20 protein-coding genes and 1 pseudogene are annotated in these 21,646 nt (G+C 71.8%); 17 read left to right on the top strand and 4 right to left on the bottom strand.

Features of this window, described 5'->3' with window-relative positions; translation table 11 throughout:
• Positions 1-89 precede the first annotated feature (89 nt).
• Positions 90-785, top strand: a complete 696-nt coding sequence (locus KRH_RS12410; RefSeq protein WP_012399245.1) for an ABC transporter ATP-binding protein — start codon at positions 90-92, stop codon at positions 783-785.
• Positions 785-3,007, top strand: coding sequence for an FtsX-like permease family protein (locus KRH_RS10765; RefSeq protein ID WP_012399244.1), 2,223 nt, complete (start codon positions 785-787; stop codon positions 3,005-3,007). The genes KRH_RS12410 and KRH_RS10765 overlap by 1 nt, the downstream gene beginning before the upstream one ends.
• A gap of 263 nt (positions 3,008-3,270) precedes the next feature.
• Here KRH_RS10765 and KRH_RS10760 read toward each other — a convergent pair whose 3' ends face one another.
• Complete coding sequence (locus tag KRH_RS10760) at positions 3,271-3,825, bottom strand: TetR/AcrR family transcriptional regulator (RefSeq protein ID WP_012399243.1); 555 nt, start codon at positions 3,823-3,825, stop codon at positions 3,271-3,273.
• 172 nt (positions 3,826-3,997) lie between these two features.
• Here KRH_RS10760 and KRH_RS10755 point away from each other — a divergent pair, with 172 nt between their 5' ends.
• From KRH_RS10755 to KRH_RS10715, 9 genes are all read left to right on the top strand, one after another.
• The gene (locus tag KRH_RS10755; RefSeq protein WP_041297431.1) at positions 3,998-5,515 is read left to right on the top strand and encodes an MFS transporter; all 1,518 of its coding nucleotides are present in this window, start codon (positions 3,998-4,000) and stop codon (positions 5,513-5,515) included.
• A gap of 331 nt (positions 5,516-5,846) precedes the next feature.
• Positions 5,847-6,149: an urease subunit gamma gene (locus tag KRH_RS10750; RefSeq protein WP_012399241.1), complete on the top strand. Its 303-nt coding sequence runs from the start codon at positions 5,847-5,849 to the stop codon at positions 6,147-6,149.
• A gap of 68 nt (positions 6,150-6,217) precedes the next feature.
• Positions 6,218-6,613: an urease subunit beta gene (locus tag KRH_RS10745; protein ID WP_012399240.1), complete on the top strand. Its 396-nt coding sequence runs from the start codon at positions 6,218-6,220 to the stop codon at positions 6,611-6,613.
• Positions 6,610-8,325 carry an urease subunit alpha gene (gene ureC, locus KRH_RS10740; protein ID WP_012399239.1) on the top strand — a complete coding sequence of 572 codons (1,716 nt, stop codon included), beginning with the start codon at positions 6,610-6,612 and terminating at the stop codon, positions 8,323-8,325. The genes KRH_RS10745 and ureC overlap by 4 nt, the downstream gene beginning before the upstream one ends.
• Before the next feature lie 126 nt (positions 8,326-8,451).
• The gene (ureE, locus tag KRH_RS10735; protein ID WP_012399238.1) at positions 8,452-8,994 is read left to right on the top strand and encodes an urease accessory protein UreE; all 543 of its coding nucleotides are present in this window, start codon (positions 8,452-8,454) and stop codon (positions 8,992-8,994) included.
• Positions 8,995-8,998: 4 nt separating this feature from the next.
• The gene (locus tag KRH_RS10730; protein ID WP_012399237.1) at positions 8,999-9,703 is read left to right on the top strand and encodes an urease accessory protein UreF; all 705 of its coding nucleotides are present in this window, start codon (positions 8,999-9,001) and stop codon (positions 9,701-9,703) included.
• Between the two features lie 44 nt (positions 9,704-9,747).
• The gene (ureG, locus tag KRH_RS10725) at positions 9,748-10,359 is read left to right on the top strand and encodes an urease accessory protein UreG (RefSeq protein ID WP_012399236.1); all 612 of its coding nucleotides are present in this window, start codon (positions 9,748-9,750) and stop codon (positions 10,357-10,359) included.
• Between the two features lie 91 nt (positions 10,360-10,450).
• Entirely contained in the window at positions 10,451-11,572 is a 1,122-nt protein-coding gene (locus tag KRH_RS10720) for an urease accessory protein UreD (RefSeq protein ID WP_012399235.1), read from the top strand.
• Positions 11,573-11,597: 25 nt separating this feature from the next.
• Positions 11,598-12,641, top strand: a complete 1,044-nt coding sequence (locus KRH_RS10715) for a HoxN/HupN/NixA family nickel/cobalt transporter (RefSeq protein ID WP_012399234.1) — start codon at positions 11,598-11,600, stop codon at positions 12,639-12,641.
• Between the two features lie 466 nt (positions 12,642-13,107).
• Here the strand turns inward: KRH_RS10715 and KRH_RS10710 are convergent, their stop codons facing one another.
• Positions 13,108-13,377, bottom strand: a complete 270-nt coding sequence (locus KRH_RS10710) for a hypothetical protein (protein WP_012399232.1) — start codon at positions 13,375-13,377, stop codon at positions 13,108-13,110.
• A 245-nt stretch (positions 13,378-13,622) separates the two neighbouring features.
• Here KRH_RS10710 and KRH_RS10705 point away from each other — a divergent pair, with 245 nt between their 5' ends.
• Positions 13,623-14,993 (top strand): NAD-dependent succinate-semialdehyde dehydrogenase, encoded by a 1,371-nt coding sequence (locus KRH_RS10705; protein WP_012399231.1) that lies wholly within the window; start codon positions 13,623-13,625, stop codon positions 14,991-14,993.
• A 208-nt stretch (positions 14,994-15,201) separates the two neighbouring features.
• Entirely contained in the window at positions 15,202-15,372 is a 171-nt protein-coding gene (locus KRH_RS12720) for a hypothetical protein (protein WP_226905988.1), read from the top strand.
• 118 nt (positions 15,373-15,490) lie between these two features.
• Here the strand turns inward: KRH_RS12720 and KRH_RS12910 are convergent.
• A pseudogene (locus KRH_RS12910) lies at positions 15,491-15,799 on the bottom strand (hypothetical protein); the annotation flags it as partial.
• On the opposite strand from KRH_RS12910, the gene KRH_RS11835 reads away from it, so the two are divergent.
• The 4 genes from KRH_RS11835 to KRH_RS10685 all read left to right on the top strand — a co-directional run bounded on the left by KRH_RS11835 (position 15,732) and on the right by KRH_RS10685 (position 20,139).
• Positions 15,732-16,319 (top strand): LysR family transcriptional regulator substrate-binding protein, encoded by a 588-nt coding sequence (locus KRH_RS11835; protein ID WP_012399229.1) that lies wholly within the window; start codon positions 15,732-15,734, stop codon positions 16,317-16,319. The pseudogene KRH_RS12910 and the gene KRH_RS11835 sit on opposite strands and share 68 nt — an antisense overlap.
• A 127-nt stretch (positions 16,320-16,446) precedes the next feature.
• Positions 16,447-16,968: a mycothiol transferase gene (locus KRH_RS10695; RefSeq protein WP_012399228.1), complete on the top strand. Its 522-nt coding sequence runs from the start codon at positions 16,447-16,449 to the stop codon at positions 16,966-16,968.
• Positions 16,969-17,144: 176 nt separating this feature from the next.
• A complete protein-coding gene (locus tag KRH_RS10690) occupies positions 17,145-18,857 on the top strand; it encodes a M23 family metallopeptidase (protein WP_041297430.1) in 1,713 nt (570 codons plus the stop codon).
• Between the two features lie 100 nt (positions 18,858-18,957).
• A complete protein-coding gene (locus tag KRH_RS10685) occupies positions 18,958-20,139 on the top strand; it encodes an NAD(P)/FAD-dependent oxidoreductase (protein ID WP_012399226.1) in 1,182 nt (393 codons plus the stop codon).
• A gap of 186 nt (positions 20,140-20,325) precedes the next feature.
• Here KRH_RS10685 and KRH_RS10680 read toward each other — a convergent pair whose 3' ends face one another.
• On the bottom strand, positions 20,326-21,612 hold the full coding sequence (locus KRH_RS10680) for a cytochrome P450 (RefSeq protein ID WP_012399225.1): 1,287 nt from the start codon (positions 21,610-21,612) through the stop codon (positions 20,326-20,328).
• Positions 21,613-21,646 lie beyond the last annotated feature (34 nt).

The raw sequence follows: 21,646 nt of genomic DNA, 5'->3' as shown, positions 1-21,646 counted from the left end.
GTCCCGCGGCCGCCCCGGCACCGACCGCTCCCGGCCGCGGGAACGACGCCGCCGCTCCGGCCCCCGCACACCCCGGCACCTCCCGGCGCATGGCCGTGAGCGCGGCCCACGTCTCCCGCACGTACGGTGCCGGCGGCACGGCCGTCCAGGCGCTGCGCGACGTGAGCCTGGAGATCCCCGAGGGCACGTTCGTGGCGGTCATGGGCCCCTCCGGTTCCGGCAAGTCCACGCTGGTGCACTGCCTGGCCGGTCTGGACACCCCGGACCGCAACCCCGAGACCCGCATCGCGGTGGGCGGCCAGAACATCGCCGGGCTCTCCGACGACCAGCTGACCCGCTTCCGCCGCGACCACGTGGGCTTCGTGTTCCAGGCGTTCAACCTGGTCCCCACCCTCACCGCCCGCCAGAACATCGAGCTGCCGCTCTCGCTCGCGGGCAAGAAGGTGGACGCCGCCCGCCTGGACGCCCTGGCCACCACGCTGCAGATCACCAAGCGCCTGGACCACCGTCCGGACGAGATGTCCGGGGGGCAGCAGCAGCGCGTCGCGATCGCGCGCGCCCTGCTCTCCCAGCCGGACGTCGTGATCGCGGACGAGCCCACGGGCGCGCTCGACTCGGCCACGTCCCAGGAGGTGCTCGCCTTGCTGCGCCGCTGCGTGGACGAACTGGGCCAGACCGTCGTCGTGGTCACCCACGACGCCACCGTGGCCGAGGCCGCGGACCGCGTGGTGCGCGTGCGCGACGGTCAGATCGTGGCCGACGACGCCCGGGGAGGTGTGCGCTGATGCTGAAGGTCGTCTACTCCCGCCTGACCCGGCAGTGGAGCCGCTACGCCCTCGTGGTGCTGTGCGTGGCCGTGTGCGCCGCGTTCATGACCGCGGCCCTGGGGCTTGCGAGTACGCTGTCCGCGAGCCTGGCCACCAGCCTGGCCGCGCCCTACAAGAATGCCGACGCCGTCGTGACCAGTGCGGACGACACCCAGCCCATGGCGCCCGTGACCGCCCAGCAGGTGCACCGGATCGAGGGGCTGGACGGCGTGGAGAGCGCCTGGGCCCCCGGCACCAAGTTCGTGGGGACGCAGGCCTCCGGGCAGTCCACGATGCGGCTGGGTGACCTGCCCTCCGACACCTCCCTGATGCCCACGGAGCTCACCCAGGGCTCGTTCCCGGACTCCGCGCAGCAGGTGACCGTGTCCGAGAAGACCGCGGGTGAGCAGCACGTGGGGGTGGGAGACACCGTGACGCTGCGGGACACCTCCAGCGAGAACGGTGCCACCGCGCAGTTCACGGTGAGCGGGATGACGGCGCCGGAGGACTCCGGCTCCGGGCTGCCCGAGTGGTACGCGACCACCCAGGGCCTGCAGCGGATGCCCGGCGATGACATGTCCGGGCAGGGCATGAGCTCCGGAATCCTGCTGCGCACGGACGGCACGCTGACCCAGGACCAGCGCCAGCAGCTGGCCGGTGAGATCAACCGCATCCTGGGCACGGGCGCGGGCGGTGCACCTGCCGTCACGGTGCAGACCCCCGAGGAGATCTCGGAGGCCTTGCTGAAGCAGATGTCCCAGGGCACGGACATGCTCGCCGTCGTGCTGGGAGCGTTCGCGGGACTGTCCATGCTGGTGGCCCTGCTGGTGGTCACCAACACGCTGTCCGTGCTCACCGCCCAGCGGGCCCGGGAGCTCGCCCTGCTGCGCTGCGTGGGCGCCACCGGTTCCCAGCTGCTCCGCGCGGTGCTGCTCGAGGGTCTGGTGCTGGGCGCGGTGTCCTCCGCGCTGGGCGTGGCCGTGGTCGCGGGTCTCGTGGCCCTGGCCCGCACGCTGTTCTCCACCGGCTCGCTGACCCTCACGCTCGCACCGCGGGACGTCCTTGTGGGTCTGGTGGGCGGCATCCTGCTCACCGTCCTGGCCTCGCTGGGCCCGGCACGTCGGGCCCGCGGTGCCTCCGCTCTGGATGGGCTGCGGGGTTCGCGTGCCGCGGACGGGCTGCCCGTGGTGCGCACCGTGCTCGGTGCCCTGATCCTGCTGGTGGGCGCGGGAACCCTGGTGTACGCCGCCACCGAGCACAGTGCCGGTCTGGGCATCGCGGGCGGGCTCGCATCCTTCCTGGGCGTGATCCTGACCTCCCGCGCCTACATCCCCGCCCTGGTGCGGGGTGCCGGCAGGCTGCTGCCCGGCGGGGTCCCCTCCCGGCTGGCGGCGGCGAACGCGGCCCGCTACCCCACCCGCACGAGCACCACGGCCACGGCCCTGCTGATCGGCGTGCTGCTCGTGGCCACCGTGCTCACGGGCCAGCAGGTGGCCCGTGTGAACCTGCTCGACGAGCTGGACCAGCAGAGCCCCGTGGACATCTCCGTGCCCGCGGAGGCCGGGCAGCCGAACCCCGAGCAGATCGCCGAGCTGGAGAAGATCCCCGGCGTGCTGGGCGTCCAGACGGACGGGGACCTGCCCGCCGGTTCCACCGCGGCGATCGACGCCGCCCAGTACCTGGACACGGCCCGCGCCTCGGACCTGCAGCACCGGGTGGCCGACATCCTCCACGTGGACGTCAGCCAGCTCGGCGGTGCCCTGCTGGAGAAGGCCAGCTACGTGAGCATCCTGGACATCATGCTCTCCGTGGTCCTGGGTCTGCTCGCCGCCGCCGTCGTGGTTTCGGTGCTGGGCATCGCGTCCACCACGTCCCTGTCCGTACTGGAGCGCTCACGCGAGAACTCCCTGCTCCGGGCGCTCGGGCTGTCCAAGCGCCAGCTGGGCGCGCTGATCCGCCGGGAGACCCTGGTGATCGCGCTGGTGGCCACGTTCGTGGGCCTCGCGGTGGGCTGGGCCTTCGGGATGCTCGGGATGATGGCCGTGCTGCCGGCGAGCGCCGCCGTGCACCCGGTGGTGCCGTGGCAGGGGTTCCTCATGATCCTCGCCGGAGCCGTGGTGGTGGCTGTCCTCGCCTCGGCCCTGCCGGTGCGGCGGGCCACAAAGCTCAGCCCGGTGGAGGGCATGGCCCGGGCGGAGTGACACCGGGGTGAGCCCATGAACCAGGGGCGTGGTCGCGTACGGGCGGCCACGCCCCTTTCCCTGTGCCGGGGCTGCGCGCATCGGGCCTGCGGCGTCGGGCAGGCTCTCGGGTGCCGTGGCGTAGCGAGGGTGCGGCAGTCGGCAGTCGGCAGTCGGCGCGAGGGCGGCCGGTGCGAGAACGCCCGGTGCGAGGGCGGATACCTGCCTGCCGGGGCAGCCGCGGCCGACGTGCAAAGGCGGCCCAGCGGCGTCGTGCGCCGCGCTCAGTCCGCGGGGTGCGAGCCCGTGAGCCGGTCCAGCGCCTCCAGGAGGCGGTCGAGGATCGCGTGGCGCTCCCGCGAGTCCTCGGGCAGCAGGCCCATGGCCGCCTGCTGGTAGAGCCCGTCCCCCATGGACAGCACGGCCGTGGCAATCACCGGGTCCCGCACGTCCGCGAGGATCACGCCGTACCAGTCGCCCGTGACGCGCTCGCAGGTCTCCCGCGCGCCGGGTTCGCGCGCCTGCACCAGGCGGAAGGCCACCCCCAGGCTGCGGTCCAGGGGGCTGTCCTCGTAGAGGGAGGTGGTCAAGAACTCGCGAGCCGCACCCGCCGGGGACGCCGTGAGCCGGTCGAGGTCTTCGCGGGCGAGCTCCTCGCAGCGGGCCATGGCGGCGTCCACGAGGGCCTGACGGTGGGGGAAGTGGTAGAGCAGCCCGCCCTTGGAGACTCCGGCCTGGGCGGCCACGGCGTCCAGGGTGGCGGCGCGCTCGCCCTCCGTGAGCACCAGGTGCTCGAAGGCGGCCAGCAGCTTGTCTCGGGCTTCCGGTTTGCGGGGCATGGACGTGCGGGACCTCACGTGGTGACGGGAATCATTGCGGACCTGACGAGGTTAACTGTACCGTCTGGACGGTAAAGACTGGTGAGGTGCTCCTCGAGCGGAGCGCGGTACAAGGGCGTACGTCTCCCGTCCCCCGCAATCCGAGTCCGAGGAGGTTCCCGAGGTGTCTGTGATGGTCGAAGAACAGCGCAAGGCAGGGCCCCGCCAGTGGGCCGCCCTGGCCGTTCTGATGCTCCCCGTGCTGCTGGTGTCCGTGAACAACACGGCCCTGAGCTTCGCGCTGCCCGCGATCTCCCAGGGGCTGCGCCCCACCGCGTCCCAGCTGCTGTGGATCGTGGACGTCTACCCCCTGATCCTCGCGGCGCTGCTGATCCCCATGGGCAGCCTGGGGGACCGGATGGGCCGCCGGAAGATGCTGATGATCGGCTCCTCGGGCTTCGGCCTGGTGTCCCTGTTCGCCGCGTTCGCCCCCTCCGCCGAGTGGCTGCTGGCCGCGCGCGTGGGGATCGCCGTGTTCGGCTCCATGCTGCTGCCCACCACGCTGTCCCTGCTGCGCACCGTGTTCCGGGACGACCGCCAGCGCAGCCTGGCCATCGCCATCTGGACCGCCGGGTTCAGCGCCGGTGCCGCCCTCGGGCCCATTGCCGGCGGGTTCCTGCTCAACCACTTCTGGTGGGGCTCCGTGTTCCTGCTGGCCGTGCCGGTGCTGCTCGCGTTCCTGGTGGCCGCGCCCCTGATCCTGCCCGAGTCCAGGGACCCCCACCCCGGGCCCGTGGATCCGCTGTCCATCGTGCTGGCCGTGCTGACCATGGCCCCGGTGGTCTACGGCATCAAGTCCCTCGCCACCGGCGGCTCCGTGCTGCACGGCGTGCTGTTCATCGCCGTGGGCGCGCTGTGCGGGCTGCTCTTCGCCCGCCAGCAGGTGGCCAAGGACTACCCGATGCTGGACCTGCGCTTCTTCCGCAGCCCGCGCTTCTCCGGCGGCCTGTCCGTGAACATGGTCTCCAATGTGGCGCTGTTCGGCTTCCTGTTCTTCTTCACCCAGTACCTGCAGCTGGTCAACGGCATGGACCCCATGACCTCTGGGCTGCTCATGGTCCCCGGCCTGGTGCTCTCCATCCTGGCGGGCCTAGGCGCCGAGCGGATCGCACGCCTGGTGGGCATCCGCACCGCCGTGGTGCTGGGCCTGCTGCTCGTGGCTGCCGGGTTCTTCATCGTGGCGTTCACGGACCAGATGAGCTCGTCGGCGCCCGTCCTGGTGGCGTTCACCGTGATGAGTGCGGGCACCGGCCTGGCCACCACCCTGTCCACGGACCTCGTGGTCTCCTCCGTGCCCGAGGCCAAGGCCGGCGCCGCCTCGGCCGTATCCGAGACTGGCTACGAGGTGGGCGCCGTGCTCGGCACCGCCGTGCTGGGCGGGCTGACCACCGCGTTCTACCAGGCGCACCTGGACCTGCCCGCGGCCGTCACCCCGGACAGCGCCCAGGCCGCGCGCGAGACCCTCGGTGGTGCCCTGGACGTCGCCGCGGAGTCCCCCCTGGGCTCCTCGATCGCCGACGCCGCCGTGGCCGCCTTTTCCTCCGGGATGCAGTGGACCTCGCTGATCGGCGGGGTGCTGGTCGCCGCGGTCGCGCTGGTCCTGTTCCGCGTGCTGCGCGCGGACCGTCGGGTGCGCCGCGTGCAGGGCTGACGCCTACCGGCCCACGACGCCGCTGCGCCGCTCCGCGCCCCGTCTCACGTCTGAGGTGCACTTCTGCCAGGATCCCGTGCCGCGGGAGCGTCAGAAGTGCACCTCAGGCGTCCGCAGCCCCTTGGGTCCCGGCCGCATCCGTGGGCAGCGGGCCCGCTCCCGTCCTCCGGGCACCCGGGAGCGGGCTCAGATGTTTTACACGGCTGTCACATGGCGGGCGGGGGAGTGTGCGGGTGTGGAGGTACGCTGACGATCACCGCGTACCGGGCGGTAGCCGTACCCGCCCGCTCCGTGGCGCACCGCCGAACCCGCCCAGCGGAGGGAAACCAGCATGCACCTGCAGCCCAAGGACCAGGAGAAGCTCCTGGTGGTGGTCGCCGCGGACCTCGCGCGCAGGCGCCAGGCGCGTGGGCTGAAGCTGAACCACCCCGAGGCCATCGCGATCATCACGTACGAGCTCCTCGAGGGGGCTCGGGACGGGCGCACCGTGGCGGAGCTGATGAGCTGGGGCAGCACCATCCTCAGCCGGGAGGACGTCATGGAGGGCGTTCCCGAGATGATCCCAGACGTCCAGGTGGAGGCCACGTTCCCGGACGGCACCAAGCTCGTGACCGTCCACGATCCCATCCGCTGACCCGCAGCCCAGCACCGCTGCGGCGCACTCCATCCGCGCCGGGCACCACGAGGACACGAGGAGCACCCATGACCCCCGGAGAGTACGTCCTGGCCGACACCCCCGTGGTGTGCAACGCGGGCCGCGAGGCCATCACCCTGGAGGTCCTCAACCGCGGGGACCGCCCCGTGCAGGTGGGATCGCACTTCCACTTCGCGGAGGCCAACCGGGCGCTGGACTTCGACCGCGAGCGCGCCACGGGCCACCGCCTGGACATTCCCGCCGGCACCGCGGTGCGCCTGGAACCGGGGGACTCCACCACGGTGCGGCTGATCCCGCTGGGCGGGGACCGCGTGGTGCACGGGTTCCGGGATCTGGTGGACGGACCCCTGGACCCGGCGGCTGGGGTGACGTCCGACGAGGACGCTGCGAGCGCCGTCGTACCCCGCGGCGCCGAGACCTCCGAACGGGAGGCCCGGGCATGAGCTTCGAGATGAGCCGCGAGCAGTACGCGAGCCTGTACGGTCCCACCACGGGGGACGCGATCCGGCTGGCGGACACCGAGCTGTTCGCGCGCATCGAGAAGGACCTCACGGCCCCCGGCGAGGAGGCCGTGTTCGGCGGCGGCAAGGTGGTCCGGGACGGCATGGGCCAGAACGGGCGGCTCGGGCGGGACGAGGACGTCCCGGACCTGGTGATCACCAACGTGGTGGTCATCGACTGGACGGGGATCTGCAAGGCGGATGTGGCCGTGCGGGACGGTCACATCATGCGGATCGGCAAGGCCGGCAACCCGCACGTGATGGACGGCGTGGACATCGTGATCGGCGTGGCCACGGACGTGATCGCCGGGGAGGGCAAGATCCTCACGGCGGGCGGGATCGACTCGCACATCCACTTCATCAGCCCGGACCAGATCGAGACGGCGCTGGTCTCCGGGATCACCACCATGATCGGCGGTGGCACGGGGCCCAGCGAGTCCACCAAGGCCACCACCATCACCCCCGGGGCGTGGAACATCCACAACATGCTGCGCTCGTTCGAACAGTTCCCCATGAACTTCGGGCTGCTGGGCAAGGGCCACGGCTCGTCCGTGCCGGCGATGGCGGAGCAGATCACTGCGGGCGCGATCGGGCTGAAGATCCACGAGGACTGGGGCGCCACACCGTCGTCCATCAACACGTCCCTGCAGGTGGCGGATGAGTACGACGTCCAGGTGGCCATCCACACGGACACCCTCAACGAGGCGGGTTTCGTGGAGGACACCCGCGCGGCGATCGCCGGGCGCGTGATCCACACGTTCCACACGGAGGGCGCCGGCGGCGGGCACGCGCCGGACATCATCGAGCTCGCGCAGGACCCGAACATCCTCCCGGCCTCCACCAACCCCACGCTGCCGTACACGCGCAACACGCTGGAGGAGCACCTGGACATGCTCATGGTGTGCCACCACCTCAACCCGGGCATCCCGGAGGACGTGGCGTTCGCGGACTCGCGCATCCGCAAGGAGACCATCGCGGCGGAGGACGTGCTGCAAGACATGGGGATCTTCTCCATGACCTCCTCGGACTCCCAGGCCATGGGCCGGGTGGGTGAGGTGGTGCTGCGCACGTGGCAGGTGGCGGACTCCATGAAGCGCCAGCGCGGTCCGCTGCCCGAGGACGAGGGCACGGGTGGCGACAACCACCGCATCAGGCGCTACATCGCCAAGTACACGATCAACCCGGCGACCGCCCACGGCATCTCCCACGCGGTGGGTTCCGTGGAGGAGGGCAAGTTCGCGGACCTCGTGCTGTGGGAGCCCCGGTTCTTCGGCGTGAAGCCGGACCTGATCCTCAAGGGCGGCCAGATGGTCCACGGGGTCATGGGCGATCCGAACGCGTCCATCCCCACGCCGCAGCCCCGCTGGTACCGCAGGGCGTTCGGCGCGTACGGGACGGCCGTGGCGGCGTCGTCCATCACGTTCCTGTCCCGCGCGGCGATCCGGGCCGGGGTTCCGGAGACCCTGGGGCTGCGCAAGGTGGTCCGCGAGTGCCGGGACATCCGCACCCTCACCAAGGCGGACATGAAGCTCAACGGCGAGACCCCGCCGCTGCGCGTGGACCCGCAGACCTACGAGGTGCGCGTGGACGGCACGCCCGTCACGTGCGAGCCCCAGCATGTGCTGCCCATGGCGCAGCGCTACTTCCTGTTCTGAGCGCGCGCCGCGCCCGGTCCGCGCCCGACGACGTCGCACGGCCCGGTCCGCGCGCCTGGGCGGCAACCGGGGCGGGCCCGCCACCGCACCACGTCCGAGACATCCGACAGCGAAGGGAGAGCACCCGTGATCGTCACCGAGATCCTGGGCAACATCCACGAGGACAGCGGCCGCGAGCTCGTGGCCGGGAGGCACGTGGAGAAGGTGGTGCTGCCCAGCGCCGAGCTCGTGAAGCGCATCCAGCGGCTGCGCACCGACCACGACCGCCAGATCGGTCTGCGCCTGCCCGCCGGGGCCCCGGACCTCAGGGACGGGGACGTCGTGGCCGTCGAGGACGCCGCGCCGAGCGGCGCCGGGCACGGGGACGGGGAGCAGGACGGGACCGGGGCACCCGGGCGCGGCAACGCCGTCGTGATCCAGGTGCTCCCCACGGACGTGCTGGTGATCGGCGCGAGGTCCGTCGTGGAGATGGCGTTCGTGGCGCACAGCCTGGGCAACCGGCACCTGCAGGCGCAGTTCTTCGACGCGGATTCCGAGTACGGCGCCGAGGTGATGGTGGTGCAGTACGACCACACCGTGCAGGACTTCCTGGACCACCACGGGGTGCCGTACTCGCGCCAGGAACGGGTGATGCCCGTGCCGTTCCGCCACGCCGAGCACACGCACTGATCCCGTGGTGGAACCCTCCCTGGCCGGTCTCCTGGGGCTCATGCAGCTCACCGACTCCGCACTGCCCACCGGTGCGTTCAGCCACTCCCTGGGCTTCGAGACGTACATGGCCGCCGAGCAGCTCGAGGACCGGGAGAGCTTCTCCGCGTGGCTGGAGATGTTCGTGGACCAGCAGCTCACGCACACGGACGCCCTGGCCGTCCGGCTGGTGTACGCCGCCGGGGACTTCGAGCGGGTCGAGGACCTGGACGAGCTCGTCACCGCGCAGGCCCTGCCCCGCCAGATCCGCGAGGGTGGGACAACCATGGGCCGGCGGCTGCTGAGCATCGGCGCCCGCAGCTATCCCGGCGAGTGGGTGCGGCGGTACCAGCAGGGCGTCGAGGAGGAGCGGCTGCGCGGGCACCAGGCCACGGTGTGGGGTGTGCTCGCCCGGGGCCTGGACGTCCCCGAGGACACCGCGGTGGCCTCGCACGTGTACGCCGCGGTGATCTCCCTGACCCAGAACGCGGTGCGCGGCATCCCGCTGGGCCAGAACACCGGCCAGGCCGTGATCCGGGCGGCGCAGGAGTGGGTGGGGCGCGCCGTCGCCACCTCCCGCCGGCTGAGCGAGGAGGGGATCGCGGAGGAGGTGCTGGGCGCGGTGGCCCCCGGCCTGGAGATCGCCCAGATGAACCACGAACGCCAGCGGGCGCGGCTCTTCATGAGCTGAGCCCGCACGAACACGACGCACGAACGAGCAGCAGGAGGAACAGCATGGACCCCGTCATCATCGGTGTGGGAGGCCCCGTGGGAGCGGGCAAGACGCAGCTCGTGGAGCGCCTGACCCGGGCGATGAGCCACGAGATCTCGATGGCCGCGATCACCAACGACATCTACACGATCGAGGACGCCAAGATCCTCGCCCGCACCTCGGTGCTGCCGGAGGAGCGGATCATCGGCCTGGAGACCGGCGGCTGCCCGCACACCGCCATCCGCGAGGACACCTCCATGAACGAGGCCGCGATCGAGCAGCTGAAGAAGCGCTTCCCGGACCTGCAGGTGATCTTCGTGGAGTCCGGCGGGGACAACCTCTCCGCCACCTTCAGCCCCGAGCTGGTGGACTTCTCCATCTACGTGATCGACGTGGCCCAGGGCGAGAAGATCCCCCGCAAGGCCGGGCAGGGCATGATCAAGTCGGACCTGTTCGTCATCAACAAGACGGACCTGGCGCCCCACGTGGGCGCGGACCTTGGCGTGATGGAGGAGGATTCCAGGGTCTTTCGCAAGGACAAGCCGTTCGCGTTCACCAACCTCAAGACGGACGAGGGACTCGAGCGCGTCCAGGAGTGGATCCGCACCGACGTCCTGATGCTCGACCTTGCCTGAGACCCCCGCCACCGGCACGACGACGCCGCCCGCCACCGGCACCCCGATGCCGTCCGCTGGCGCTCCCGGGGCCGGGCGCGACGCCGCCGCGGTGGGCTCCGCTCCGGCGTCCACCGCCGTGGACCAGGACCGTTCCGGGGCCGCTGACGCGGGGAACCCGGATCCTGGGCGTGGCCCCGCCGGGTCCGCGGAGGCGCGCAACGGTGCCGCGGCGGCGTCGTCCCCCGCGGAGTGGGCCGGGCAGCTGCGCCTGAGCGTGGCCGAGCGGAACGGGCGCTCGTACGCCGCCCGGCAGTTCCACGAGGGCGCGCTGCGGGTGCTGCGCCCGCACTACCTGGACCGTTCCGGGCAGGTCACCTACACCGTGGTCAACCCCGGGGGCGCGTACCTGGGTGCGGACGCCTACCTGCTGGACGTGGCCGTGGAGCGGGACGCCTCCCTGGTGCTGACCACGCAGTCCGCGACCAAGGTGTACCGCACCCCGCAGGGTCCCGCGACCCAGGACATGACCGTGCGGCTCGGTCCGGGCAGCTGCCTGGAGCACGTGCCGGACCAGCTGATCGTCTACCGCGGGGGCTCCTACCTCCAGCGGACACGCGTGGACATGGATCCCGCGGCGTCCCTGCTGCTCGCAGAGGTCGTGACGCCAGGGTGGTCCCCGTCCGGGGAGTCGTTCGCGTACGACGAGCTGCGGCTGCGCACCGAGGTGCGGGTGACCCCGCCGGAGGTGCCGGCCCCGGCGGCACCGGACCGGGGCGCGCCAGCGGCGGAGGCCCAGGACCGGCCCGCGGACCCCTGTCACGTGCCCGGCGGACCGGACCGGGCGGCGTCGTCCGGGGGGACCGGCGCGGCACCGGCCGGGGAGCGGGCGCGGCGCCTGGTGGTGGACCAGCTGCGGATCCGTCCGGACGCGCACGGGGGCATGTCCGGCGTCGGGTTCATGGAGGGTTTCAGCCACACCGGGCAGCTGCTGGTCGCGGACGCGCGCCTGGACGACGAGCTCTACGAGCGTCTCTGCGAGCTCGTCGACGCGTCCGGCACCCACTCCGGGATCACCCGTGCCGGGACGGGAGAGCCGTACGGCGTGCGGTGCGTGTGCGTGCGCTCCCTCGCCCACTCCACCAGCGCGATCACCGCGCTGCACCGGGCCGTGGTGGACGAGCTCCGCCAGCGCTGGCGTGGACAGTCGCCCCTGCGGCTGCGCAAGTACTGACCAGCACCACCCCACGAGGAGAACCGTGTCCGCTTCCCACCCCACCCTCTACCGACGCTACGTGACCGAGCGGCACCGCCTGCCGCTGCGCGTGCGGGTCGGCTGCACGCTCGCCGCCGTGGCCGCCCTCCACGTGCTGGCCGTGGGCCTGCTGAGCACCACCCTGGCCCCGGGAGCCGAGCCCCTGGCGCTCGGTGTGGTGCTCACCGCCTACGCCGCGGGCATGAAGCACAGCTACGACTGGGACCACATCTCCGCGATCGACAACTCAACCCGCAAGTTCGTGTCCGAGGGCATGAATCCGGCGAGCGTGGGCTTCGCGTTCAGCCTGGGCCACTCCCTGGTGGTGACGCTCGCCGGGATCATGGTGGTCGCGGGCGCGCAGTTCGTGAGCGGGGCGTTCGAGGAGGGCAGCTCCGCGAACCACGTGCTCGGGCTGATCGGCGCCGGGGTCTCGGGGGTGTACCTGCTGGTGCTCGGACTCTACAACGCGAGCATCTCCGTGGGGCTGCTCCGCGCAGCGTCCCGGGGTGGGGTCACGGTGCGGGGCCACCGGCACGACCTGGACGGCAACTGGGGCCTGGTGTCCCGGCTGCTGCGCAAGCCCCTGCAGCGTGTGCGCGGCCCGCGGGACATCTTCGTGCTGGGGTTCCTCTTCGGCCTGGGCTTCGACACCGCCACCACCATCGGCCTGCTGCTGCTCACGGTCTCGGCGTCCCTGTCCGGTGTCCCGGCGTTCGCCCTGCTGGGCCTGCCCGTGGCGTTCACCGCCGCCATGACCCTGTGCGACACCCTCAACGGGCTCGGCATGATGAAGCTCTACTCCTCCGCCCTGACCGAGACGGGCACCCGGCGGCGGTTCAACGCGACCGTCACCCTGATCTCCGCGGTCTCCGCCCTGTTCATCGCCGCGATCACCCTGGGCGGGGTCCTCCACGACCTCCTGGGCCTGGAGGACCCGGTGACCGCGGCGCTCGCGGACGTCGACCTCGGCCAGGCGGGCCTGGCGCTGATCGCCGTCTTCGGGCTGGTGTGGCTGTGGTTCTGGCGGACGTCCCGGCGGAACTAGGGCATCGCGCCGCACGGAATGTTCACCCGCGAAGATGCAGCTCGCGGTTCCTCGGGGCCCGCCAGCGCCGAGCAGCTTTCTCGCCGACGGGGCCTCTCGGGTGAACTCCGCCCCATGAGCGCGTCTCCAGGGACAACTAGTGACGAGTGCTGGGGTGTGGCCCCGCGGGTGCTGCGGTGGTCGTCGGCGACTCCGACGGGTGGCTCGCGGCGGCATTGAGTGTCAGGTACGCCCACGCGGAGGGCACCCGAGCCGCGGTGAGCAGCGCCACGACCAGCAGGCCACCCAGCGCCCCGAACCAGGACAGGTCCGGTCTGACGAGTGCGGCGCAGCCCAGACCTGCGAGGAAGCACCAGAGGAGCCCTGCGGACCAGAGTCTGTCGTAGGAGGCGCGGGAGGCCATCAGTCGCACGTCCGGAAGTTCTGGAACCGTCCGGTGGCGGCGAGCGGATGCGAGGGCCTTCTGCTAGGGCAGGGCGTCCCCGCCGGGAGGTTCGTGCGGCAGACGCCTGCGGTCCAGCATCATGATGCCGAACATGAGAACGAGCACCAGCACGATGATGGCAGTGGACCAGAGGGAATCCCGCCCGTCGTGCGGAGCGAGCAGAGCGAGAGTCGGTGTGCCGATGATGCCCAGCGCGCACGCCGGCAGCGCTCGCAGCACGGCCCCGCGCGGACCGGGGACCATCGTGGCCGCGCCCGGTGGGACCGACGGGTCCTGGGGGATGAACGTCATGGGCTCACTGCAGGGCCCGCCCGGACGTGCAGCTGCGTGCGCGCCCGAACGACAGCGCTCGGTGTCGTCCGCCTGGAACGTGACGGTGCGGCGTCGTCCTCCGCCACGGTGCCCGCAGGCGAGTGGCGTGCCCGGCGGGAAGTCAGCATGCTGTCCTCGGGAATCTTCCCCCGCGGGCCTTCGTTAACCCCAGTGAGGACATGCTCGATCGTCCGAGAAGAGAATCCGAGACAGAAGGAGACCTCATGGCCTACCGCACAGAGAATCCAGCCACCGGAGTCGTCGAGCAGGAGTTCACCTCCGCCACGGACGCGGACGTCGCCAGCGCCGTCGAGCGCGCGGATGCCGCCTTCACGTCCTGGCGGAAGACCCCCGTGGAGCAGCGCGCCGCCGCGCTGACCGCCGTGGCGGACGCGTTCCAGGAGCGCGGGGACGAGCTCGCCCGCGTGATCAGCACCGAGATGGGCAAGCCGTTCAAGCAGGCGCAGGGCGAGGTGGCCCTGTCCTCCGCGATCTACCGCTGGTACGCGGAGCACGGCCCGGCCCTCCTGGAGGAGGAGACCCTGGATGTGGGCGACAGCGCCAAGTCCGTGGTCGTCACCGAGCCCGTGGGTGTTCTGGTGGGCGTCATGCCCTGGAACTTCCCGCAGTACCAGGTGGCCCGTTTCGCGGCACCCAACCTGATGCTGGGCAACACCGTGCTGCTCAAGCACGCCTCCATCTGTGCCCGCACGGGTGAGCTGATCGAGGAGATCCTGCACGCCGCGGGCATCCCCGAGGACGCCTACATCAACCTCTTCGCGAGCACCGACCAGATCACGGACATCATCGCGGACCCCCGCGTGCGCGGTGTGTCCCTGACCGGCAGCGAGGGCGCGGGCAAGGCCGTGGCCACCACCGCGGCCCAGAACCTCAAGAAGAGCGTCCTGGAGCTCGGCGGCTCCGACCCGCTGATCGTGCTGGACGACGTCGACGTGGCCAAGACCGCCAAGACGGTGGCCGTGACCCGCATGCGCAACGCGGGCCAGGCCTGCAACTCGCCCAAGCGGATCCTGGTGCCCTCGTCCATGCTCGACGAGTTCGTGGCCAAGGTCGTGGAGACCGTCGAGGGCATGACGGTGGGCGACCCCCTGGCCGAGGACACCAAGATCGGCCCGCTGTCCTCCGTGGAGGGTCGTGACGACGCCGTGTCCCAGGTGGAGCGCGCCGTGGAGCAGGGCGCCACCCTGCACACCGGCGGCAAGGCCCTGGACAAGGATGGCGCCTGGATGGCTCCGGCTGTGCTGACCGGCGTCACCCAGGAGATGGACGCCTACAAGGAGGAGATCTTCGGCCCCGTGGCCGTGATCTACTCCTACGACTCGGTGGACGAGGCCGTGGAGATCGCCAACGACTCCGACTTCGGCCTGTCCGGTTCCGTGTGGGGCCAGGACACGGCGAAGGCAGAAGAGGTGGCCCGCCGACTGGAGGTGGGCATGACCTACGTCAACGAGCACGGCACCACCATGCCGGGCCTGCCCTTCGGCGGCGTTCGCCGCTCCGGCTACGGCCGTGAGCTGGGCCGCTGGGGCTTCGACGAGTTCTCCAACACCAAGCTGGTGCGCGTGGCGGGCTGACCCCGCATGCTCCACCACACGGGTGCCCGGGGTTGCGTGTTCGCACGCGGCTCCGGGCACCTGACCTGTCGGATGACGCCACACGCGCCACCGACCGCACGACACCCGCAGTCCCGAGGCCTCACTGCGCGAGAGAAGCAGTCACCGTGACGGACTGAAGAACCTCACCGAGCAGGAACAGGCCAATCTGGAGCTGGCCAAGCAGTACATGCGCATCGCCTGCACCCCGGGTGAGGCTGGCGGGGATCCCGTGACGCACCTGTGCGCACCGCACAACCGCCTCGTGGGCCCCACTACGTTCCCGGGTACCGAGGCCCTGGAGCAGTACGCGGACACCCACGGCGAGCCCATGACCAAGCTGGAGGACCTGTACTTCTGAGCTTCGCCGTGGAGTTCGTCAAGGACGACCGTGTGGCCCCGCGTCGTCGTCCCCGTGGCAAGAGGAACAGTGCGCAGATCACCACAGCCATCCCGATGAGCATGATCCCGTGCAGGGACTGGCCGCGCACGATCCGGTCCAGCACGGCCGTCACTGCCGGGACCAGGAACTGCACGCTGGTCACGGTGACCACGTCCACCCGCTGTACGAGCCAGTAGAGCAGCCCGGTGGCCACCACACCGATCACGGCGCCCATCCACAGCACGGGCAGCCCGGTGCCGAGAACCGCCACCCACTCGCGCCGTGTGCGGGGCAGGGCGGAGTGCAGCAGCCAGCACAGCACCCACGCGATTCCGGCCGTGACGAGCGCCCGGAGCAGCCGGAGCGGCTCCGCGTCCAGGTACCCCAGCCCCAGGGCCGCGGCCACCGCACCGCTGGAGCACAGCAACGGCGCGTGTCACCTCACGCAGCTCACCGCGCCCGACGCCGCGGTGGCCCGGGGCGCTGCGGACGTCGCCGTGGTGCGCGGCCCGATGCAGGCCGAGGGTGTGCAGAACAGGGTTCTGCACCGCGAGGAGCGCGCCGTGGTGTTCTCGCGCGACAGCGTGCTGAACCGGGTGCCCCGCGTGGCGGCGGGTGACCTCGCCGGCCTGCACGCGGTGGTGAACGCCCAGGGCGGGACCACCACGGCACCGTGGCTCGAGGACACGGGCCCCGGGGAGATCCTCACCGTGAGCGGCGTGGACGAGTGGATCGTGGCGATCGCCGCGGACCCGCGCCGGTTCGGCGTCACGCCCGCGTCCACCATGCGCTACGACAACCACCCGGAGCTCGTGGTGCGCCCCGGGGAGGGTCTGGGGCACGTGCCGGTCCACCTGGCGTGGCGCGCGGGGGAGGGCTCACTGGCGGTCACGGAGTTCGTGCGGCTGGTGCTGGAGCGCGCCTGACGGTGAGCGGGCGGCGTCGTGCCCGGAACCCGCCCTGCACGGGCCGCGCCCACCCCTCCCGCGTTCCGCACCGCGGTCGTACAGTGGGAGATGGATCACACGGAACCGATGCGGAATCAGGTGGAACATGGGTGCTCGGGAACTGGTGGCGGACGCGGCGCGGCGTCCCGTGGAGGCGGCGGAGGCCGCCGTGGAGGGCGTCTCCGCGGAGGTGCTCAACCGCATGCCGGACGGCACGCACAACTCCATGTCCTGGTTGCTGTGGCACGCGGCCCGGCAGCAGGACGCGCAGATCGCGCAGCTGTGCGGGGCGGAGCAGATCTGGACCGCCGAGGGGTGGAGCGACTCCTTCGGCCTGGACCGGGCCGTGGGGGACTTCGGCTTCGGGGACGGCCCCGAGCAGGTGGCGGGCGTGCGCGTGGAGGACCCGGGGTTGCTGGTGGGCTACCTGCGCGCCGTGTGCTGCGCCACCGTACAGTACGTCGGCTCGCTCGACGACGCCGCTCTGGACGAGGTGGTGGACGAGTCCTGGGACCCGCCCGTCACGCGCGGCATGCGCATCGTGTCCACCATCGACGACGCCACCCAGCACGTGGGCCAGGCCGCGTACGTCCGCGGGCTGGTCTCCGACTGGTCCGGGCGGTACTGACCCCGTCATCTGCGCACATCCACGTCCATGAACCTTCATGAATAGTGGGGGTTCGCCTAGACTCGCCCTAGTGACCACCGGCTCACGGGCTCACGGCGCCGAGGTCCATCACGGGAGGAACGATCGCACCCATGGCTCGTTCACGCGCACGCTCATCCGCCACCAGGGGTCCGTCCATGGCGCTGGTGGCGTTCACCTCGTTCTCCCTCCTGGTGGCCGGCGGCGTCGCATTGAGCAACGGCACCGAGGTGGCTCCCTGGCAGCCGGCCATGGCACACGACGCGAACGGCCCCCAGCGCGCCGGCGCCCCGGCCCGCGCACAGGACGACGCCGCCGCGCGGCCGGCCGAGCTCTCCCTGTTCGCCTCGCGGCCGGACCGCGCCGCCATCGACTCCGCCCGGGACGCCTCCCTGGTGGCCCTCAGCAGCACCGCGCTCTCCGCGGGCGGCGGCCACGGCGGCAACGGGCGCGGAGGCCCGCGCAGGGCCACGGTGCCCCCGGTGACCACAGCGGAGCACGCGCCGCCCGTGTTCGACGGCAAGTTGCCCGTCAACACGCTGATCGCCCCCGCGCAGCCCGTGATCGTGCTCAAGGGCGGCGAGTTCGGGTGGCGCACCGCCCCGGACACCGGTCAGCACGAGCTGCACAACGGCACGGACATCTCCGCCCCCGAGGGCACCCCGGTGGTCGCGGCCCTCGACGGCACCGTGACCGCCGTGTTCTGGGACGTGTGGGGCGGCAACCGTGTGGAGGTCTCCCACGCCAACGGCATGAAGACCACGTACAACCACCTGAGCAGGATCATGGTGCGCGAAGGGGACACGCTCACGGCCTCCGAGCAGCTGGGTGAAGTTGGCCACACCGGCACTCGCGTGACGGGACCGCACCTGCACTTCGAGACCTGGGTGGGCGGCGAGGTCGTGGACGCGCAGTCCTTCGACTGGAAGACCGGCAAGGACATCATCCGCGCCTCACGCCCCGCGTACTCCACCGCGGACCAGACCGGGGTGTCGCAGGCCCCCACCAACCCGAACGCCAAGCCCGGAACGGACGCGGGCACCGGCCCCAAGGCGCCCGCGAAGGGCCAGGACGAGATCCGGGCGCTGGATCAGAAGACGGCACCGGCCAAGGACACCTCGGCCTCCGGCAACGGTAAGGCCTCCGGTGAATCCGCTCCGAAGGCCTCCGACTCCTTCGGCAAGAAGCAGAAGACGCAGGGCCCGTCCGCGCCCCCGCAGCGCGATGGCGGGAAGACCAAGCCAGGAAGCGGCAAAACCACGGCCCCCGCGCCGGCTCCCTCTGCCACCTCGTCGAAGATTCCACCGAAGGGCACCGGGACGCCCGGAAACTCGGGCACCACCGACCCGACGCCCACTCCCTCGCGAACCATGACACCGACGCCCAAGCCCACCACGTCCACGCCGCCGCAACCGAGCCCGCCCCCCACCACGCCCGCACCTTCCCCGGTCAACCCCTACACGGCGCCCATTGAGCAGCTCACCACCCTGGAACAGTTCCAGCAGCGCACCCAGAACCTGCTGGCCACGCAGCTGAAGCTGACCCCGGCGGAGCAGTTCGGGCCGCTGACCCCCCTGAACGTGGAGCTCAAGGCGCTGACCCAGCAGCTCACTGTCCGCAACCTGGCCGCGGTGAACCCGGCGTACGCGAAGCAACTGCGGATCACTCAGCAGGCGGTTGAGAAAGCTTCCGCCAAGCCCGCACCCTCGAAGCTCACTTCCGCGGCCACGGCGGAGCTCACCAAGCTCCAGGACCTGGTGAAGAACGCGCCGCTCTACAAGGATAAGAACGCCGCCGCACCGGGAGCGGGCCAGCCTGCCCCCGCGGTGCCGGGCCCCGCGGCACCGGGCCCGGCCGCACCGCAGAACTGACCCTTGGACTTCCCACTCCCCACGCGGTGCCCGTTCGTGCGGTGCTAGCCTGCCCGCAAGAGGCACCAGCACCGGACCGGCACCAGGGAAGTGGGCACACGTGCGACGCATCGTGATCATCGGGGGTGGCAACGCGGGCCTGAGCTGCGCGGCGCGCCTCCTGCGGCAGACATCCCGGGACTCGGTCCAGGTGACTGTGGTGGAGCCGAGCCCCACCCACACCTACAGCCCTCTGCTCTCCTACGTGGGGTCGGGCATGGCCGGTCTGAGCAGCGTGTGCAAGGCCCAGCGGCGGTACATGCCCTCCGGAGCCCGGTGGCTCCGTGCCCGTGTCACGCGGGTGGATCCGCAGGCCCGCACGGTGGCGCTCGACGACGGCACCGAGCTGGACTACGGCGACCTCGTGGTGGCCCCCGGCATCGCCCCGGACCTCGACCGCGTGTCCGGGCTGACCGAAGCCCTTAACGGCCCGCACGCTGCCTCCAACTACATCACGCAGCTCGCGCCCAAGACCTGGGACCTGATGTCTGGGCTGCGGGGCGGAACCGCGGTGTTCACCATCCGTTTCGAGGACGTCGGCTGCGGCGGTGTGGGCTACAAGCCCTTGTTCATGGCGTGCGACCACTGGCGCCGCACCGGGGTGCTGGAGGACCTCCGCGTGCGGGTGGTCGTGGAGGCGCCCGAGCTGTTCCCAGAGCCCCGGGTGGCCGGGCACATCGCGGACGCCCTGCGGCGCTACGGCGTGGAGGCCGTCCTGGACGCTCGCATCGAGTCCGTGGACCCGGAGGCCAGGGCTCTGCGCATCACCCGCAACGGGGCGCCGGAAACAGTGGAGTACGACGCCCTGCACGTGGTTCCCCCGCACCGCGCTCCGGCGTGGATCGTGGACAGCGGGCTCGCGGACGACGGCGGGGCGGGCCGGGTGGCCGTGGACCCCGAGACGCTGCGGCACGTCCGCTTCCCGCACGTGTGGTCCCTCGGGGACGCCGCCGGGCTGGGCGTGATGTCCTCCGGCGGGGCCATCCGCAGCCAGAGCCCGGTGCTCGTGCACAACATCTTCGTTGCGAGTTCGGCGCAGTTCCAGCGCTACGACGGCTACACCGTGGCGCCCATCGCCCTGTCCCGGCGCACGCTGCTGCTCGCGGAGGTGGACCGGCAGCTGCGCCCGGAACCCTCGTTCGGCGTGCGGGACCTCGCCAACCCCCGCCCGTGGACGTTCCTCTTCGACCGCTGGCTCCAGCCCGCCCTCTACTGGAAGGGCATCCTGCGCGGCCTGATCTGAGGCGGCCCGGCCCCTGGTCCCGGGCCACGACGCCGCCGCGAGACTCCAACGCAAGACCCCCACGTGGGGCTTCCACGCCGCGTGGGGCACCCTCGTGAAAGACCCGCGCGAGCCGCCCGGCGGCGTCGTCCGGGGCCGTGCGTGCTGGGGCGGCGCCGGGACCGTGTGGGCCCGGCGCCACCGCGCTCAGCGGGTGGTGCGGACCCGCACCCCGGTGACCGGGCGGGTCAGCATGTGGGTCCACGAGAACGTGAGGTCGTCCTGGTCGCCCGGCAGCTGGACCTCCGGCCGGCACAGCGCCACCACGGCGGCGGAGAGGGACGTGACCGCGATCTTCTCGCCGGGGCAGCGGTGGCCCGTGCGGACCTCAGCGCCGCCCTGGGGGATGAACGTGGTGATCGCCTCGGCGTCCTCGACCCCCAGGAAGCGCTCGGGGTCGAACGTGGCCGCGCGGTCCCAGGACGTCGGATCCGTGTTGGTGCCCAGGATGTCCAGGACCACGCGCTCCCCCTTGTGCACGGGGCAGCCCTGGATCTCGGTGTCCTGTGTGACCTCCGCGGGGAGCATGGGCACGAACGGGTAGACGCGGCGGACCTCCTGCGCGAAGGCCACGGCCTCGGGGACGTCCAGCAGGGTGCCGCCGCGCTGCTCGGAGGCGGCGCGGATGCGCTCGACCCACTCAGGGTGCTCCACCAGGGCGGTGGCCGCGAACGCGGCGAAGCGGGCCACGGCCACGTTCGGGCGGGTGAGGTTCTGCAGCTCGATGCCCGCGGTCTTCGCGTCCACCAGCTCGCCGTGCTCGTCCACCAGGGCGGCCATGTGCGCGAGCACGGAGTCCTCGGGTGCGTTGACCTTGCCCGCGCGCACGTCCTTGATGAGCGCGGCGAAGCGGCGGTCCAGGGCGATCCGGTCCAGCCGGGACACCAGGTGCGTGGCGGGGCGCCCGAAGGTGTCCAGCAGGCGGCTCATGCGGCGGGCCCAGCGGTCCATCTCCGGCACGCCCCACTGCAGACCGGCCCACCGGAAGGACGCGCGGCCGAAGGCGATGGCGGTGCTGTCGTAGACGTTATCGCCGTCCTTCCACCGCGCGACGAGGTTCTCGAGCTCCTCCGCCACGAAGGGCTTGTAGGCCGCCACGCGCTCGTCCTCGTAGGCCATGTCCGCGAGTTGGTTCTTGCGCACCCGGTGGGCCTCGCCGTCCAGCCCGTGCACGGCGCCCGCACCGAAGAGCGGCCCCTGCACGACTCCGGGCATGGCGCCGTCGCGCCGCACGCGGGAGGTGTCGTAGAAGAGCTTGACGCCCTCCTCGCCGCGGACCAGGACGGTCTGCTTGCCCAGCAGAGGCATGCGGACGGGGCACCCCGAGTCGGAGGAGAGGCCCGCGCGGCGTCGTGCGCGGGAGGCAAAGAGGTAGCCGGAGCGGAGTAGGGACGGGCCCTGCTCGGAACGGGTCTGACCGAACGGTGAAGTCATGACCCCAGTATGGCCCCGAGCACGGACACGCTCG

Source organism: Kocuria rhizophila DC2201 (genome assembly GCF_000010285.1).
Taxonomy (GTDB): domain Bacteria; phylum Actinomycetota; class Actinomycetes; order Actinomycetales; family Micrococcaceae; genus Kocuria; species Kocuria rhizophila_A.
The sequence above is the reverse complement of the archived record's forward strand: the minus strand, read 5'-3'. Positions and strand labels throughout refer to the sequence as shown.